This window comes from Paraburkholderia flava (assembly GCF_004359985.1).
Classification (GTDB): Bacteria; Pseudomonadota; Gammaproteobacteria; order Burkholderiales; family Burkholderiaceae; genus Paraburkholderia; species Paraburkholderia flava.
Genome location: NZ_SMRO01000002.1, coordinates 222,406 through 238,547 on the forward strand (window position 1 = coordinate 222,406; position 16,142 = coordinate 238,547).

15 protein-coding genes and 1 tRNA gene are annotated in these 16,142 nt (G+C 62.7%); 8 read left to right on the forward strand and 8 right to left on the reverse strand.

The features are described from left to right. Complete coding sequence (locus tag E1748_RS12330; protein WP_133647526.1) at window positions 1–1,095, reverse strand: CAP domain-containing protein; 1,095 nt, start codon at window positions 1,093–1,095, stop codon at window positions 1–3. 157 nt (window positions 1,096–1,252) lie between these two features. On the opposite strand from E1748_RS12330, the gene E1748_RS12335 reads away from it, so the two are divergent. Beyond that, the gene (locus tag E1748_RS12335; protein WP_133647527.1) at window positions 1,253–1,711 is read left to right on the forward strand and encodes a helix-turn-helix domain-containing protein; all 459 of its coding nucleotides are present in this window, start codon (window positions 1,253–1,255) and stop codon (window positions 1,709–1,711) included. 294 nt (window positions 1,712–2,005) lie between these two features. Here the strand turns inward: E1748_RS12335 and E1748_RS12340 are convergent, their stop codons facing one another. The 7 genes from E1748_RS12340 to E1748_RS12370 form a co-directional block, all read right to left on the reverse strand. After that, window positions 2,006–2,872 (reverse strand): Kiwa anti-phage protein KwaB-like domain-containing protein, encoded by an 867-nt coding sequence (locus E1748_RS12340; protein WP_133647528.1) that lies wholly within the window; start codon window positions 2,870–2,872, stop codon window positions 2,006–2,008. Then, window positions 2,869–3,411, reverse strand: a complete 543-nt coding sequence (locus E1748_RS12345; RefSeq protein ID WP_126877593.1) for a hypothetical protein — start codon at window positions 3,409–3,411, stop codon at window positions 2,869–2,871. The genes E1748_RS12340 and E1748_RS12345 overlap by 4 nt, the downstream gene beginning before the upstream one ends. A 57-nt stretch (window positions 3,412–3,468) precedes the next feature. Further along, window positions 3,469–4,815, reverse strand: coding sequence for a tyrosine-type recombinase/integrase (locus E1748_RS12350; protein ID WP_133647529.1), 1,347 nt, complete (start codon window positions 4,813–4,815; stop codon window positions 3,469–3,471). Between the two features lie 85 nt (window positions 4,816–4,900). Next, window positions 4,901–4,977, reverse strand: a tRNA-Met gene (locus tag E1748_RS12355). A gap of 93 nt (window positions 4,978–5,070) precedes the next feature. After that, complete coding sequence (locus E1748_RS12360) at window positions 5,071–6,729, reverse strand: MFS transporter (protein WP_133647530.1); 1,659 nt, start codon at window positions 6,727–6,729, stop codon at window positions 5,071–5,073. Window positions 6,730–6,966: 237 nt separating this feature from the next. After that, window positions 6,967–8,511 carry a sensor histidine kinase gene (locus tag E1748_RS12365; protein ID WP_133647531.1) on the reverse strand — a complete coding sequence of 515 codons (1,545 nt, stop codon included), beginning with the start codon at window positions 8,509–8,511 and terminating at the stop codon, window positions 6,967–6,969. A 14-nt stretch (window positions 8,512–8,525) separates the two neighbouring features. Further along, entirely contained in the window at window positions 8,526–9,263 is a 738-nt protein-coding gene (locus tag E1748_RS12370) for a response regulator transcription factor (RefSeq protein ID WP_133647532.1), read from the reverse strand. Window positions 9,264–9,471: 208 nt separating this feature from the next. On the opposite strand from E1748_RS12370, the gene recA reads away from it, so the two are divergent. The 7 genes from recA (at window position 9,472) to E1748_RS12405 (ending at window position 16,027) form a co-directional block, all read left to right on the forward strand. Then, window positions 9,472–10,545 (forward strand): recombinase RecA, encoded by a 1,074-nt coding sequence (gene recA, locus E1748_RS12375; RefSeq protein WP_133647533.1) that lies wholly within the window; start codon window positions 9,472–9,474, stop codon window positions 10,543–10,545. A 7-nt stretch (window positions 10,546–10,552) separates the two neighbouring features. Further along, a complete protein-coding gene (gene recX, locus E1748_RS12380; RefSeq protein ID WP_240766579.1) occupies window positions 10,553–11,317 on the forward strand; it encodes a recombination regulator RecX in 765 nt (254 codons plus the stop codon). 224 nt (window positions 11,318–11,541) lie between these two features. Next, window positions 11,542–12,258, forward strand: a complete 717-nt coding sequence (locus E1748_RS12385; protein WP_133647535.1) for a DUF2889 domain-containing protein — start codon at window positions 11,542–11,544, stop codon at window positions 12,256–12,258. Continuing rightward, window positions 12,255–13,424 (forward strand): ADP-forming succinate--CoA ligase subunit beta, encoded by a 1,170-nt coding sequence (gene sucC, locus E1748_RS12390; protein ID WP_133647536.1) that lies wholly within the window; start codon window positions 12,255–12,257, stop codon window positions 13,422–13,424. Before E1748_RS12385 ends, sucC begins: the two co-directional genes overlap by 4 nt. Before the next feature lie 118 nt (window positions 13,425–13,542). Then, a complete protein-coding gene (sucD, locus tag E1748_RS12395) occupies window positions 13,543–14,424 on the forward strand; it encodes a succinate--CoA ligase subunit alpha (protein ID WP_133647537.1) in 882 nt (293 codons plus the stop codon). A 159-nt stretch (window positions 14,425–14,583) separates the two neighbouring features. Next, window positions 14,584–15,312, forward strand: coding sequence for a TerC family protein (locus E1748_RS12400; protein WP_133647538.1), 729 nt, complete (start codon window positions 14,584–14,586; stop codon window positions 15,310–15,312). A 115-nt stretch (window positions 15,313–15,427) separates the two neighbouring features. Next, on the forward strand, window positions 15,428–16,027 hold the full coding sequence (locus E1748_RS12405) for a pilin (RefSeq protein WP_133647539.1): 600 nt from the start codon (window positions 15,428–15,430) through the stop codon (window positions 16,025–16,027). Window positions 16,028–16,142: the final 115 nt, after the last annotated feature.

Genomic DNA, 16,142 nt, shown 5'->3' on the forward strand with positions numbered 1-16,142 from the left:
TCAATTGAGGATGACGCGGCGTGGCGTGATTTGCTCGAACGCGCGAGCGCCGCTCGCGGTTTGCTTGTTTGCGGATGTCGATGTCGGCGCGCCGATCGGCGTGTTGTCCGTCGCCGCCGTCGTGAACGTCCAGCTCAGGGCGAACGGCGTGGCGGCGAGCGTCGTGTTCGACAGCGAGCCCGAGACCTTGACCGTGTAGGTTGTGTTGGTCTTCAGCTTCGCGGTCGGCACGCACATCGCCAGGCGCGTCGCCTCAGCGTTGTTCGAGCTGTCCGTCTCGATGCAGGGCGCGTTGGCGCCCGACGCGTCGGCGATCGTGAACGAGACGTTCGAGAACGCCGCGTTGCCGCCGCCCGAGAGCGTCACCGGGTAGCCGACCACCGTGCCTTCGAGGCTCGGCTGCGCCGCGACCGGATTCGGGCTTTCGTTCGCGACCCAGCCCGTGTTGACGCCCGTCATGCCGTTGTAGGGCCATGCGATGAGCTGGCTGTCCTGGATGAACGGCTTGTTGTCGGCGAAATCGACCGTCAGCGTCGAGAGCTTCGACGGGTCCGTGGTCGCCGCGACGCCCGGACCGGCGTAGACGGAGTCGAACAAGGCGATCGCGCGGTGGAACGGAGCGTCGAACAGCGCTTGGATCGCTTCGGTCGAGCTCGCGAACGGGCCCGAGAAGCCCGCGGTGATTTCGCCGACCGACGCGCTCTTGTAAAACATGTTCACGCGATCCGACGGGGTCGCCGCCGTGTAGCCTGGCTGGCCCGCGGTTTCGACGTGTCCGATCGTGTTGTTGTCTTGCTCCCAAAGCGAGTGATTCGTCGCCGCTTGCGCCACGCTCGAATTGAACGACAGGGCCGGCAGGCCGATCTGCGCGCGCTGGTGGTTGATATACCCCAGCGTGTCGTCAGCGACGTCGCCCGTCGCCGTGAAGGAGCCCGCGCTCGCGCCCGGAGCCGCGATCAGCGAAATCGTCGCCGCCGCCGTGCTGCCGCCGGAGCCCGTGCCCGTCGAAGCTGCGCCACCGCCCGAACTGCCGCCCCCGCCCCCGCAGCCAGCAAGAACCCCCGCAGCCAAGGCCGCAACAATTGTTTTCTTCATGTTGTCTCTCTAATCGTTGAACAAAGGCCGAGCAAAACGGCCAACCGACTAAAAAATGATCTAAGGCGTTCACATCGTAACGTAACACGTCAATTTATGAACGTCGTGCGTTGAGAGAATGACGTGAAACGTCGTTTTTTTGCCGCGCGGAGGGTGTATGAGGAGCGAGAGCGTTGGCGAAGAGCTCGCCAAAAGGGTGGGGAGCGCGATAGCCGCGCAGCGCAAAGCCGCCGGCTTCACGCAGGCGCGGGTCGGGGATGCGTTGGGGTTGGAAAAGGAGACGGTGTCCAGGCTAGAAACTGGGGCCATAACGCCGACGCTATTCCGCATCGCTCAATTCGCAGAATTGTTCGCGTGCCCGATAAGCGCGTTGTTTGGCGAATACAGAGGAAAAGTCGGAGAAGATAGCGCGGAAATTGCCAGCCTGATCGCCGGCCTGTCGCCAGAGGCGCGACGATCCGCGCTGCGGATGCTTTCAGAGTTCGCGACGGTCGCTCGGGAGCGCGAAGAGCTGCGCGAGCAAGTCGACAGGCTGCGCGCAGAGTTGGAGCGCCGGGTTTTGTCAGAGTCGCTGCCGCATGCGCCGGTCAAAAGCTGGCAACGCGGGAAGCTTTGACTTGATGGAGGCGGCTCTCAGCGTCAAAGCGGTTTTCCAAGGTTGTGGGCGAAAGAGCGTCGCCCACAACCTTTTGCCATTGTCCGCAGCCCGGCGCGTCAAGGGTGCGCTGCGCCGAGCGCTCGCGCTCGCCCTTGACCCGGAAGGGCGACGCGGGGGCGCGAGCCGCGTCAGAGCGGATTTGGCAGGGCGTTGGAGGACGTGAGCGGAGGCCTGTCCTCGCACGGGGATTTGCCATCGACATGGTTGTGAGGCGATCGCATAGGTTTTCGCTGCCGCGACCGGCGAACGATGTCAGTCGGCTGGCCGCTTTGAGTTTGACACGAAGTGGCTTTTGGACAGCGCCGACTCGTAATAGTCTTCGTCGAGAAATTTCAGCAGCTTTCGGAGTTCCGCTTTGTCGGTCGGCAAAACGATCCGGTCGTCTCCGTCGATTCGGACTTGCAGATTGAACTGTCGCGCGGCGCTGGCGATTTGGCGGCCCGTGTGGGAGTCGAGAATGCCTGATTGTGAAATGAAAGATATTTTCTTTCGGATGAGTGGGCCGGCCGTCGCGACGAAGGCGTCAGCGTCCTCCACCACAATATTGTCGTGCGCGACGAACGCTTCCACTTCTTCGTTGGTGGCCTCGCGGTAGTGTTCGCTCAGGTCGAACACGCGACGCAGAAAATGGAAGCTCTTGAACGTGATCGTGCCGTTTTCGAGCACGGCCAGCAGATGGCTGTCGAGCGTCAAGCCGTCTTCTTGAATGCGCTGGAAAGTGTCGCCGGAGAATAGCATCGAAAGCGTCTTCTTTGAGATCAGGCGACGTCGCTCGAAGCTCTGGATCAACGCCGCCTGGTGCCCATTGCGGCGATGGCCCAAAAACAGCGCCTTGACGTTTTCAAGTGAATGCTGGCGCGAATCGAACAACTCGACTCGCATCGGCCGCTCGATCGCGTCGATGATGCCGTCGACATCTTGGAACTGGTCGATGGCGATCGCTTCATCCTCTTCCGGCATGTATCGCCCGTCAAATGCCAAGACGTGCTCGACGCCTCTCTCGAAAGCCGCCAACTGATCAACGAATGTCCTGGCGACTTCTCGCCTTAGCTCCGCGGTGAGCGGTATGCGCAGGATCGGAGGCTGCTCTTCCCCTCGGGACAGCGCGAACAGGTTCATTTTTCTTTTCCTTGTGCTGAATCGCCCGCTTCCAAGATGCCAAACTCACTGAGTTGGACGATTTTCTTAATGGTCAAAACGTTGTTGATGCGACGCCTCGTGATCATAAGATAAGTGATGCCTCCGTCGGTCTCCACCTCATAAAAGTGAAAGCCGAGCACGCCTAAAACCGGGTTCACCTGCGTGCTTTGCGTGCCCCACAGCACGAACAACAGCATGCCGGCCGCGAAGAGCCACGCGGTCAAATCTGGCGAAGCTGGCTGACCGCGGAAAATCATCGGAAGGGCGTAGGCGACAAAAAATCCGATGACCTCCTTGTCTGCGCTCTTCGCTTTTAAAATTTTGGCCGACAGAGGCTCCAAACGGGAAGACGCGAGGCTGATGATCAATCGAGCCAACAACCCAAGACACAGGCATAGGGCGAACGCGCCCCCGGCCCAGAGATAATTTTTAGATCGCGCAAATTGAAAAGCAAGCGAGATCGACAAAGGCGCGATCGCCGTCAGGGCGAGCAATACACGGACAAGACGGCTAAGCATTTTCCTGGGTCGTTTTTCAGGGACGCGGCGCTATATTTGGCAGGGTTGGCCGAAGCGTCAGAACGGAAGGGCTAGCTTAACGTCGAAGCGATCGAGTGTCGATTTTAGTTCGGCCAAAGGCTTCGCGTGCTGGTAGTTCGCGAAATGGGGTGAACTGAAATCGACCTTAGCTTGGTCATAGTGTCCCACGAGCGCCATCAACATTGCCGGGTGGACATTGAGCTCGGTCATCCTGCTTATGAACGTATGCCGAAACGAGTGAAAGACCTTGCGATCATCAGTTATTTTTCGTTCATCAAGATAGTCGGCGAACCTGCGAGTGACGTTTTTCCCGTATCCGTTTGCCCCTGGTTTGAGCTCGGGAAAGAGCTGGGTCGCGCCGCGCTCGCGCAAGTCTTCGACGTAGGCTAGAAAGCCAGATTCGACGACGATCCGGTGAAGGGGAATCCGGCGCTGAGAGTTCGCGTTCTTCGCCTTCTCAACGTCGAAGAACCAGACCTCGCCCTCGCGCTGGACTTGGTCAAGCCGAAGGCTCGCGAGTTCTTCGAGCCGCGCGCCAGAATACAGTGCCAAAAACGGCAGCCAGCGATACGCGGGTTTATCCATCCGCGTGTAGGCCGCCGGGTCGAATATGGCGTCCAAGTCGTCCGCCGAGAACGGTTTGTAGGAGCGCTTCTGTTGTTCAAGCTTCGATTTCGACGAGACTTTGACGCTCTCGAAGGGATTCGCCTCTGTCCGCAAGCCATTCGCCAAGGCGTAGGCGAACAGGTCGCGCAGGAACGAGAGTTTCGCGTTGATGCGGCTGGCGCTGCCGCCCGCGTCGATGAGCTTGTTCTTGTAGGAGACCGCGTCCTCGATCGAATAGGCGTCGATCGGCCGCGAGCCGATTTGCTTCTCGAAGTCCGCGAAGGCCCTCTCTTTGGCCGTGATCGTGCGCGTTGTGTTGTCCAGCGTCTTCTCTTTCTTGTAGAGCTTCGCGACGTCCGCGAACGGCTTGGCCTTGCGCTTCGTCTCCCGCTTGGCTTTCTGAGCGGCGATTGTAGCCGCGACGGTCGGCGAGAAGGCGGGCAGATCGAGAGCGGGAGTCGCGGCGGCGAATCGCTCGCCGAACAGATCTTTGGCGCGGCGCACGTCGTCGTCGCTGTTAATGTCGCGAACCTGTGTGCCATCCGGGAACACGACATCGAGCCGTTTGAGCGATTCGGCGTCGAGGTTGAAGTCTGCGGCCTTCGGCTTGTTGTCCGGCGTTTTCATAGCGAGTTCGAGATTGAACGCGAGCGCCAACAGTCTAGCTTGCCGGAAGTCTTTCGTGCGCAGCGAGCGCTTGACCTCCTGGCCGCCGCGAGCGAGCCGGAGGTAGAACACGCCGTGGCGCGATTGGAACAGGTGGGGCAACTTGTGCATCGGGCGGATGGCTCACCAAGTGGCTCACCGCGCGCCAAAACGAAAAAGCCCGCACTCGTGAGAGTGCGGGCCTTCGCGTTGAATATGGTGGCGAATCAGGGATTCGAACCCCGGACCTGCGGATTATGATTCCGTCGCTCTAACCGGCTGAGCTAATTCGCCAAAGAGGGCAAATTATGAAGATGACGCCGGGGGCTGTCAACCCCCGGGCGTCACATTTGCTGCGGACTCCAGGTATCGTCTGCGGCCGCGACGTCAGTCGCTGGCGTAGATGTTGGAGTCTTTGGTCTCCTTCACGAACAACATGCCGATCACGAAAGTCGCCAGCGCGATCACGATCGGATACCACAGCCCCGAGTAGATGTTGCCCTTCGCCGCGACGATCGCGAACGCGGTCGCGGGCAGGAAGCCGCCGAACCATCCGTTACCGATGTGATAGGGCAGCGACATCGACGTATAGCGGATCCGCGTCGGGAACATTTCCACCAGCATCGCCGCTATCGGTCCATACACCATCGTCACGAAAATCACGAGGATCGTCAGGATTACCACGGTCATCGGCCAGTTCAACTGCGCGGGGTCGGCCTTCGCTGGATAGCCGGCCGCTTTCAGTGTCGTGCCGAGCGTCTTGTCGAATGCCTTGAGCTGGTCCTTCGCATCGGCGGCCTTGCCGTCGTATGTATTGACGACCGTATCGCCCACCTTGATCTGCGCGGGTGTGCCTGCCGGCGCCGCGACGTTTTCATAGTTCAGGCCGGCCTTCGACAGCGCCCCCTTTGCGATGTCGCACGACGACGTGAACTTGGCGGTACCGACCGGGTTGAACTGGAACGAGCACTCCGACGGATCCGCGATCACGACGATCGGCGACTTCTGCGTCGCGGCCTCGAGAGCCGGGTTCGCGTAGTGCGTCAACGCCTTGAACAGCGGGAAGTACGTGAGCGCCGCGATCAGGCAGCCGGCCATGATGATCGGCTTGCGGCCGATCCGGTCCGACAGCGAGCCGAAGAACACGAAGAACGGCGTGCCGATCAGCAGACCCAGCGCAATCAGGATGTTCGCGCTGGTCCCGTCTACCTTGAGCGTCTGCGTCAGGAAGAACAGCGCGTAGAACTGACCCGTGTACCAGACGACAGCCTGGCCCGCGGTCAACCCGACCAGCGCGAGGATCACGATCTTCAGGTTCTTCCATTGACCGAACGCTTCGGTCAGCGGTGCCTTCGACGTCTTGCCTTCGGCCTTGATCCGCGCGAACGCCGGCGATTCGTTCAGTTGCATCCGGATCCACACGGAAACAGCCAGCAGCAGGATCGACGCGATGAACGGGATACGCCAGCCCCATGCGCCGAACGTATCTTCGCCGAGCGAGCTGCGTACGCCGACGATCACGAGCAGCGACAGGAACAGACCGAGCGTCGCTGTCGTCTGGATCCATGACGTGTAGAAGCCGCGACGGTTCGCGGGCGCGTGTTCGGCGACGTAGGTCGCGGCGCCGCCGTATTCGCCGCCGAGCGCGAGACCCTGCAGCAGTCGCATCGCGATGAAGATCACCGGCGACGCGATCCCGATTGTCGCGTAGCCGGGCAGGAAGCCGACCACGAAGGTCGACAGGCCCATGATGACGATCGTCACGAGGAACGTGTACTTGCGCCCGACCATGTCGCCGAGCCGGCCGAATACGATCGCGCCGAACGGCCGCACGGCGAAGCCGGCTGCGAAGCCGAGCAGCGTGAAGATGAACGCGGCGGTGGGATTGACCCCGGAGAAGAAGCTCTTGCTGATATAGGACGCAAGCGATCCGGCCAGATAAAAGTCGTACCACTCGAATACAGTGCCTAGCGACGATGCGAAGATCACCCGCTTCTCATCGTGCGTCATCGGCGCGTGTGCGATTTGCCCGCCAACGGTAGCCATGTGTCGTCTCCATTTTGATATGCATGCGGGCGCGCCCGGTCAGCGCGTCCCGTGCACGGATTATTGGAGTGGAAACTTACGGCCTACTGACGCGTTATCGCGAAATTTTCAGCGGGTGTTCGGACGGGCCGGCTTCGCTAAATTCCGCTATCTCTCGCGATAGCCCGGCGAAGCGGCCGGTATTGCCGCGAAGTACCCGAGCAGCATGTTTCGGGCGTGGGGCGTGGACGTCGCGTATCAGGGTAAGTCCCGTGCCGGTTCGAGCGTGCGCAAGCTGACACGCACCAGCGTGCCGGCGAGGTGCGGCGACGTCTGGTACACGTGATCCTCGATCGCGAGGGTGCCGCCATGCATCGTAGCGATCTCGCGGACGATCGCGAGGCCGAGTCCGCTGCCGTCGCCGTCGCGTCCGAGAATCCGGTAGAACCGTTCGACCACGCGCTCGCGTTCGGCTGAAGGAATGCCGATACCGGTGTCCTCGACTTCCACATGCACGAGGCTTGCCGCGGGTTCAGGCCGCACGCGCACGGTGATGCGGCCGCCGGCCGGCGTGTAGCGGATCGCGTTGTCGATCAGGTTGGACAGCATCTCGCGCAGCATCACGAGATTGCCTTCGACGTCGATCGCTTCGTTTGATTCGTCCGGGCCTTCGTAGCCGAGGTCCATCTGCTTCGCGAGCGCGGGCTGCACCCAGTCGCGCACCGCGTGCCGCGCGACGTCGTTCACCGCGACCCGCGCGAAAATCTGCCCCGACATGCGGTTTTCCGCACGCGCGAGCGCGAGCAGCTGCGTGACGAGCCGCGCCGCGTGTTCGGAACTCGTCGCGATCTGTTCGAGCGAGCGATGCACTTCGGCGGGCGCGTCCTGGCGCAGCGCCAGTTCGGCCTGGGTGCGCAATCCGGCGAGCGGCGTTTTCATCTGATGCGCGGCATCGGCGATGAAGCGCTTCTGCAGTTGCATGTTCTGCTCGAGACGCGTCAGCAGATCGTTGAACGACGTGACGAGCGGCTCGATCTCCGGTGGCGCGCGACGTGCTTCGAGCGGCGACAGATCGTCGGGGCGGCGCGCGCGGATGTGCGACTGCAGCGCATGCAGCGGCGCGAGTCCGCGCGACAGTCCGAACCACACCAGCAGGATCGCGAGCGGCAGGATCACGAACTGCGGCAGGATCACGCCTTTGATGATGTCGTTCGCGAGCTGGCTGCGCTTGTCGAGCGTCTCGCCGACCTGCACGAGCACGGCCTGCGCGCCGGGCGTCTGCGGAAACTCGACGGTCGTGTACGCGACGCGGATGTCGTTGCCGCGCAGCATGTCGTCGCGAAACTCGACGATGCCCGGCTGCGGCCGGTCCTCTTCATGCGGCAACGGCATGTCGCGATCGCCGCCGACGAGTTCGCCGCGCGTGCCGAGTACCTGGAAGAATACGGTATCGACGTTGTCCGCGCGCAGGAAGTCGAGCGTCGAACTGGCCAGCGACAGTTCGGCGACGCCGTTCACCGGATGGATCTGTCGGGCCAACACATAGGCATCGGTTTCGAGCGCGCGATCGAACGGTCCGTTGGCAATCGACTTCGCGACCAGATACGTAACCGCGATACTCATCGGCCACAGCAGCAGCAGCGGCGCCAGCATCCAGTCGAGAATCTCGCCGAACAGCGAGCGCGGACGCGCGTCGGCGGCGGCTTCGGTTTCGTCGGGCGGTGCGAACGGATTCTCGTAGCTGGCGTCGCGCGCCGTGTCGAAATCGGCCGGCGCGGAGGCCGGTTCTGCGCGGGCGCGCATCGCGGACGTGCCGTCTATTTGTAGTGGTGGCTCGCGGGCATGCCGCCCGAAGCCGGTGCTGGTGGTCGCGTCACATCGGCGGCAGGTGCCGCTTTCTCGAGGCAGTAACCCAGCCCGCGAACCGTCGCGATGCGCACGCCGCCCGGCTCGAGTTTCTTGCGCAGCCGATGCACGTAGACTTCGATCGCGTTGTTGCTGACCTCTTCGCCCCACTCGCACAGATGATCGACGAGCTGTTCTTTCGAGACGAGCCGGCCGATCCGCTGCAGCAGCACTTCGAGTAGTCCGAGTTCGCGCGCCGACAGATCGATCACCTGCTCATTGATGCACGCGACGCGACCGACCTGATCGAACGACAGCGCGCCATGCCGCACCATGGTCGGACCACCGCCCGCGCCGCGTCGCGTGAGTGCGCGCACGCGCGCTTCGAGTTCGTCGAGCACGAACGGTTTGGCCATGTAGTCGTCGGCGCCGAGGTCGAGGCCTTTTACGCGTTCCTCGATGCTGTCGGCGGCGGTGAGGATCAGCACCGGCAGGTTCGAATTGCGCGCGCGCAGGCGGCGCAGTACCTCGAGTCCGGCCATGCGCGGCAGGCCGAGATCGAGGATCAGCAGGTCGAAACTTTGCATCGACAGCGCGGTGTCGGCATCGACGCCGTTCTTGACGTGATCGACGGCATAGGCCGATTGGCGGAGTGATCGGACGAGACCGTCCGCGAGTATGCTGTCGTCTTCGGCAATCAGAATTCGCATGGGGCGCCCAGCGTGACATTGCCGGCACCGCGGGGTCGCCCGGCGCGCAGCGGTCTCCAGAAAATTTGTGGGTAGAGATGGCGAAACCCGCATTCCGGGCTTGCCAAAACTACTGTTTTTTTATACAGTACCTGCGTTTGGTGTGCAGCTTGATGAAACCGGCTGCTCTACCGCCTCAGACGCCGTTCATCATAGCAAAGGACGATTCATGGAAGAAAGCAAGAAAGGCGCGGCTGGACTGACTGCTGAGAAGAGCAAGGCGCTTGCCGCCGCTCTCGCGCAGATCGAAAAGCAGTTCGGCAAGGGGGCGGTCATGCGTCTCGGCGCAGGGGAAGCGGTCGAGGACATCCAGGTGGTGTCCACGGGTTCGCTGGGTCTCGACATCGCGCTGGGCGTCGGCGGTTTGCCGCGCGGCCGGGTGGTCGAAATCTACGGTCCGGAATCGTCGGGCAAGACCACGCTGACGCTGCAGGTCGTCGCGGAAATGCAGAAGCTCGGCGGTACGGCGGCGTTCATCGACGCGGAACACGCGCTGGATATCCAGTACGCCGGCAAGCTCGGCGTGAATGTATCGGACCTGCTCGTTTCACAGCCGGACACTGGCGAACAGGCGCTCGAAATCGCAGACGCACTCGTGCGTTCGGGTTCGATCGACATGATCGTGATCGACTCGGTCGCGGCGCTCGTGCCGAAGGCCGAAATCGAAGGCGAAATGGGCGACTCGCTGCCGGGCCTGCAAGCACGGCTGATGTCGCAGGCACTGCGCAAGCTCACCGGTACGATCAAGCGTACGAACTGCCTCGTCATCTTCATCAACCAGATCCGGATGAAGATCGGCGTGATGTTCGGCAACCCGGAAACCACGACGGGCGGTAACGCGCTGAAGTTCTACGCATCGGTGCGTCTGGACATCCGCCGTATCGGTTCGATCAAGAAGAACGACGAAGTGATTGGCAACGAGACCCGCGTAAAGGTGGTCAAGAACAAGGTCGCGCCGCCGTTCCGCGAAGCGATTTTCGACATCCTCTACGGCGAAGGTATCTCGCGTCAGGGCGAAGTTATCGACCTCGGCGTGCAGGCCAAGATCGTCGACAAGGCCGGCGCCTGGTACAGCTACAACGGCGAACGGATCGGTCAGGGCAAGGACAACGCGCGGGAATTCCTGCGTGAGAATCCGGAGATCGCGCGCGAGATCGAAAACCGCATCCGCGAATCGCTGGGCGTGAACGCGATGCCGACCGATGTGCCGGTCGGCGCCGAAGTCGCGGGCGAAGAAGAGTAATCGTCGCGTGATACGCAAGGGTCGGCCCGTGTCCGATGTCAGACGGGACGCGGGCGGACCGTCCAGCGGCCCGTTTGATGGCGAACCGCGCCGCACAGTTGGCGCGGGTTCGTCGAGAACGCCGAAGCCAGCCGCCGATCCCGCAGATTCGTTCGATCCATTCGAATCGTTCGACGAGCATGACCGCGCAGCCGGCATCGCGTCACCACACGGCGAGAGCGCGTTTGAGAAGAAGCAGGACGGCGCCGCAACGGAAGCCGTCTATAGCCGTTCACGTCGCCCCCGCGACGAACCCGGCGCGTCAACCGAAGACCCCTCCCGCTCCAAACGTCCCGGCCGTTCATTGAAGGGACGCGCACTCGGTTATCTCTCTCGCCGCGAGTACAGCCGCGCCGAACTGTCCCGCAAGCTGATGCCGTTCGCCGACGAAGCGAACCCGCTCGAAGCGCTGCTCGATACGTTGGAGCGCGAAGGCTGGCTATCCGACTCGCGGTTTGCCGAAAGCCTTATCCATCGACGTGCGTCGCGTCTCGGCACGAGCCGGATCGTCGGTGAGTTGAAGCGACACGCAGTCAGCCAGACGCTGATCGAAGAGACCGGCGCGCAACTACGCGAAACCGAGCTGGCTCGAGCCCAGGCGGTCTGGAGCAAGAAGTACGGCGAGCTTCCGCAGACGCTGACCGAGCGCGCGAGGCAGGCGCGCTTTCTCGCGGCACGTGGGTTCTCGCAGGGCGTCATCGGCAAGATACTGAAGGGTATCGAAGACGAGTGAGGCGGGGACTAACCGCAGCACGAATCGCAGCACCAATCACGCAGGCCGTAGCAACGCATCCGCAGCCCCACGACCGCCCCACAGCAAAAAGCCCACAGCGAGCCCACAGCCCGACATGCGTGCAGCCGTATGTTGCACCGCGGCGCCCATGACTGTCGCTGGACTGTCTCAAATACTCGGTATGCTAAAATCAGGCGGTTTTCCAATCCGGCCTTCCGTCTCGCATGCCGCTTTCCACGCCCGTCTCCCGCCAGTTGCGCCATCGTCGCGCAATCCACGCGGAAGCCTATGAGCGCACAGATGGCCTGTGGGATATCGAGGCGTGCCTGACCGACCAGAAGCCACGCGATGTGGCGCTTGCGTCGGGTGTCCGGCCCAACGGCCTGCCGATCCATGAACTCTGGCTCCGCATCACGATCGATCGCAAGCTCACCGTCGTCGACGCCGAAGCGTCGTCCGACTGGGTGCCGTATCCTGGTCAATGCGAAGCCTCCAATCCCGCCTACCGTTCCCTCATCGGCCTCAACCTGCTCAGTAATTTCCGACGCGATACCGCGCGCCTGTTCGGCGGCATCGGCGGCTGCACACATCTCACCGAGCTGTGTGCCGTGCTGCCGACCGCCGCGATCCAGGCGTTCGCAGGCGACGTATGGAATACCGGCAGCGGCGGGCCCGGCGAGAGTCGACCGGCGGGCAATGCATCCGATGACGGAGTCGCAGGCACAGCCAGCGACGCCCGTCGTTCGACCGACCAACCTCCTTTCCAGCTGGGTCGCTGCCACGCGCTGCGGTTCGATGGCGAGGCTGTTCGACAGTTCTATCCGCGCTGGCACGGCCACGCGCCGCGTTCCGCCGAGAGGGCGGGCGCAGCGGGCGAAACCAGTGAGTCCGGCGGAAATCAAGTTCAATCCAACTCTCAGACTGAAGGGAATCACGCATGAAGATTCACGAGTACCAGGGTAAGGAAATCCTGCGGAAATTCGGTGTCGCGGTACCGCGCGGCACACCGGTCTTCACGGTGGATGACGCGGTCAAGGCCGCTGAAGAGCTGGGCGGCCCGGTCTGGGTCGTGAAGGCTCAGATCCACGCGGGTGGCCGTGGCAAGGGCGGCGGCGTGAAGGTCGCCAAGTCGCTGGATCAGGTTCGCGAGTACTCGAACCAGATCCTCGGCATGCAGCTCGTCACGCACCAGACCGGTCCGGAAGGCCAGAAGGTCAATCGCCTGCTGATCGAAGAAGGCGCCGACATCAAGAAGGAACTGTACGTCGGCCTCGTGATCGATCGCGTGTCGCAGAAGATCGTCGTGATGGCATCGAGCGAAGGCGGCATGGACGTCGAAGAAGTCGCTGAAAAGACGCCCGAGCTGATCCACAAGATCGCCGTCGATCCGTCGACGGGTCTGAAAGACGCCGAAGCCGACGAGCTCGCGACGAAGATCGGCGTGCCCGCCGCTTCGCTGCCGCAAGCGCGCGCGATCCTGCAAGGCCTGTACAAGGCGTTCTGGGAAACCGACGCATCGCTCGCCGAAATCAACCCGCTGATCCTGACCGGCGACGGCAAGGTCATCGCACTCGACGCGAAGTTCAACTTCGATTCGAACGCGCTGTTCCGTCATCCGGAAATCGTCGCGTACCGCGATCTGGACGAAGAAGATCCGGCTGAAGTCGAAGCGTCGAAGTTCGACCTCGCGTACATCTCGCTCGACGGCAACATCGGCTGTCTCGTGAACGGCGCAGGCCTCGCGATGGCGACGATGGACACGATCAAGCTGTTCGGCGGCGAGCCGGCGAACTTCCTCGACGTCGGCGGTGGCGCGACGACCGAGAAGGTCACCGAAGCGTTCAAGATCATGCTGAAGAATCCGAACCTGACGGCGATTCTCGTCAACATCTTCGGCGGCATCATGCGCTGCGACGTGATCGCGGAAGGCGTGATCGCGGCATCGAAGGCGGTGTCGCTGAAGGTGCCGCTCGTGGTGCGCATGAAAGGCACGAACGAAGACCTGGGCAAGAAGATGCTCGCCGATTCCGGTCTGCCGATCATTGCGGCGGACAGCATGGAAGAGGCTGCGCAGAAGGTCGTCGCGGCTGCTTCGGGCAAGGCTTAACCGGCCCGGCGCCTATCACCGGATTACGAATGGCGGCGCGAACGCGGCGCCGGCGAGCAGCATCGCCGTGCCCGCGTAACGCCAAACGGCGCGACGCCAAACGAACAGAGGTCAATACATGTCGATTCTGATCAACAAAGACACGAAGGTCATCACGCAGGGCATCACCGGCAAGACCGGTCAGTTCCATACGCGCGCCTGCCGTGAATATGCAAACGGCCGCGAAGCCTACGTCGCGGGCGTGAACCCGAAGAAAGCCGGCGAAAATTTCGAAGGCATTCCGATCTACGCGAGCGTCAAGGAAGCGAAGGCCGAAACCGGCGCGACCGTGTCGGTCATCTACGTGCCGCCCGCAGGCGCGGCAGCGGCAATCTGGGAAGCGGTCGAAGCCGACCTCGATCTCGCGATCTGCATCACGGAAGGCATTCCGGTTCGCGACATGATCGAGATCAAGAACCGCATGCGTCTCGAGAACCGCAAGACGCTGCTGCTCGGACCGAACTGCCCAGGCACGATCACGCCGGACGAACTGAAGATCGGCATCATGCCGGGTCACATCCACCGCAAGGGCCGCATCGGCGTCGTGTCGCGTTCGGGCACGCTGACGTATGAAGCAGTCGGCCAGCTGACCGCGATCGGCCTCGGCCAGTCGTCGGCAGTCGGTATCGGCGGCGATCCGATCAACGGTCTGAAGCACATCGACGTGATGAAGATGTTCAACGACGATCCGGATACGGACGCCGTCATCATGATCGGCGAGATCGGCGGTCCGGACGAAGCGAATGCAGCTGAGTGGATCAAGGGCAACATGAAGAAGCCGGTGGTCGGCTTCATCGCGGGCGTCACGGCGCCTCCGGGCAAGCGCATGGGCCACGCCGGCGCGCTGATCTCGGGCGGTGCGGATACGGCCGAAGCGAAGCTGGAAATCATGGACGCGTGCGGCATCAAGGTCACGAAGAACCCGTCGGAAATGGCGCGTCTTCTGAAGGCGATGCTGTAAGTCGAAATAGGCCGGTCAGCCCGGCCTGTTTTTGATACTCTTACGGAATCCTTTCGTAAGAGCGAGGTTCTAAAGCGAGGGAGCGAGCGATTGCTTCCTCGCTTTTTTTGTTGCGCTTTTCTGTTGTCTTCGTTCGCCGCTTCCTTTTATTCTCCCGCCATGCTCGAATTCTTCGCGACGCTCCATTGGGGCGCAGTCATCCAGATCATCGTGATCGACATCCTGCTCGGCGGCGACAACGCGGTCGTCATCGCGCTGGCCTGTCGCAATCTGCCGGTGCAGCAGCGCACGCGCGGGATCCTGTGGGGCACGGTCGGCGCGATCGTGCTGCGGGTGGCGTTGATTGCGTTCGCGGTCGTGCTGCTCGACGTGCCGCTGCTGAAATTCGCGGGCGGCATCCTGCTGCTGTGGATCGGCGTGCGCCTGATGGCCCCGGCCGACGACGCGCACGCGAACGTCAAACCCGCCGACAAACTCGTCACGGCGATCAAGACGATCATCGTCGCCGATGCGGTGATGAGCCTCGACAACGTGATCGCGATTGCCGGCGCGGCCGAGCAGGCCGATCCGGAGCATCGCATCGCACTGGTGATCTTTGGCCTGCTCGTAAGCATTCCGTTGATCGTCTGGGGCAGCCAGCTCGTGCTGAAACTGCTCGACCGCTTCCCGGTCGTCGTCACGCTCGGTGCGGCGCTGCTCGGCTGGATCGCGGGCGGGCTGATCATCAACGATCCGGCCGGCGATCGCTGGCCCGCGCTCGATGCGCCTGCCGCGATCTATGGGATGGAAATCGCGGGAGCGCTGTTCGTCGTGATCTTGGGTTATCTGCTGAAACGTCGCAATGCGCAGCGCGCGGCGACGCGTATGCCGCCTCCGGGCACTCATTGAAGGTGTAGAGGCTGCCAGGCCATTCGGCCGACTGCGCAGGCCGCACGCGGCTCGCTACGATCGAAGCGCCCGTTCCCAATCGAGGGGCGGGCGTTTTCGTTTCAGGAGCCTGCCGATGACCGTTTCCGTTTTTCTTCCTCCAGTGTTTCCATCGAGGCCGCGTTGGTCCGCCCGCGTCGCGCGCTTCACCGCATCGGCGCGAACCATCGGCTTCACGCTGATCGAACTGATGATCGTGCTCGCGATCGTCGGTGTAATCGCCGCGTATGCGATCCCTGCGTATCAGGACTATCTCGCGCGTAGCCGGGTCGGCGAGGGGCTCGCGCTCGCGGCAGCCGCGCGGCTCACCGTCGCCGAGAACGCGGCGAGCGGCAATGCGTTCGGCGCGGGGTATGCGTCGCCGCCGTCCACGCGCAACGTCGAGTCGCTCGCCGTCGACGACGCGAATGGCCAGATCACGATCACCTTCACGTCCCGCGTGTCGGCTGCGGGCGCGAATACGCTGACGCTCGTGCCGTCGGTGCCCGACAACGCCGACACGCCGACCGCGCGTGTCGGCCTCGCGCGCGGCACGGTAGCGGCCGGCACGATGACGTGGGAGTGCTTCACGGCGGGCAAGACCGCGTCGTCGTTGCCTGCACCGGGCGCAGGCCCGATGCCCGCCGATGCACCGACGCTGCCGTCGAATCTCGCACCGCCCGAGTGTCGGGCGTAGTGCGCTGAGGTGCGTACAAAGCGCGTGCGAAGGGAACGCATGAAAAGCGAACGCAGTGCACGGGTTACAGTGGCGTAATCTGATCGATTTCAGCCATACGGCGCACAGCAGGGGG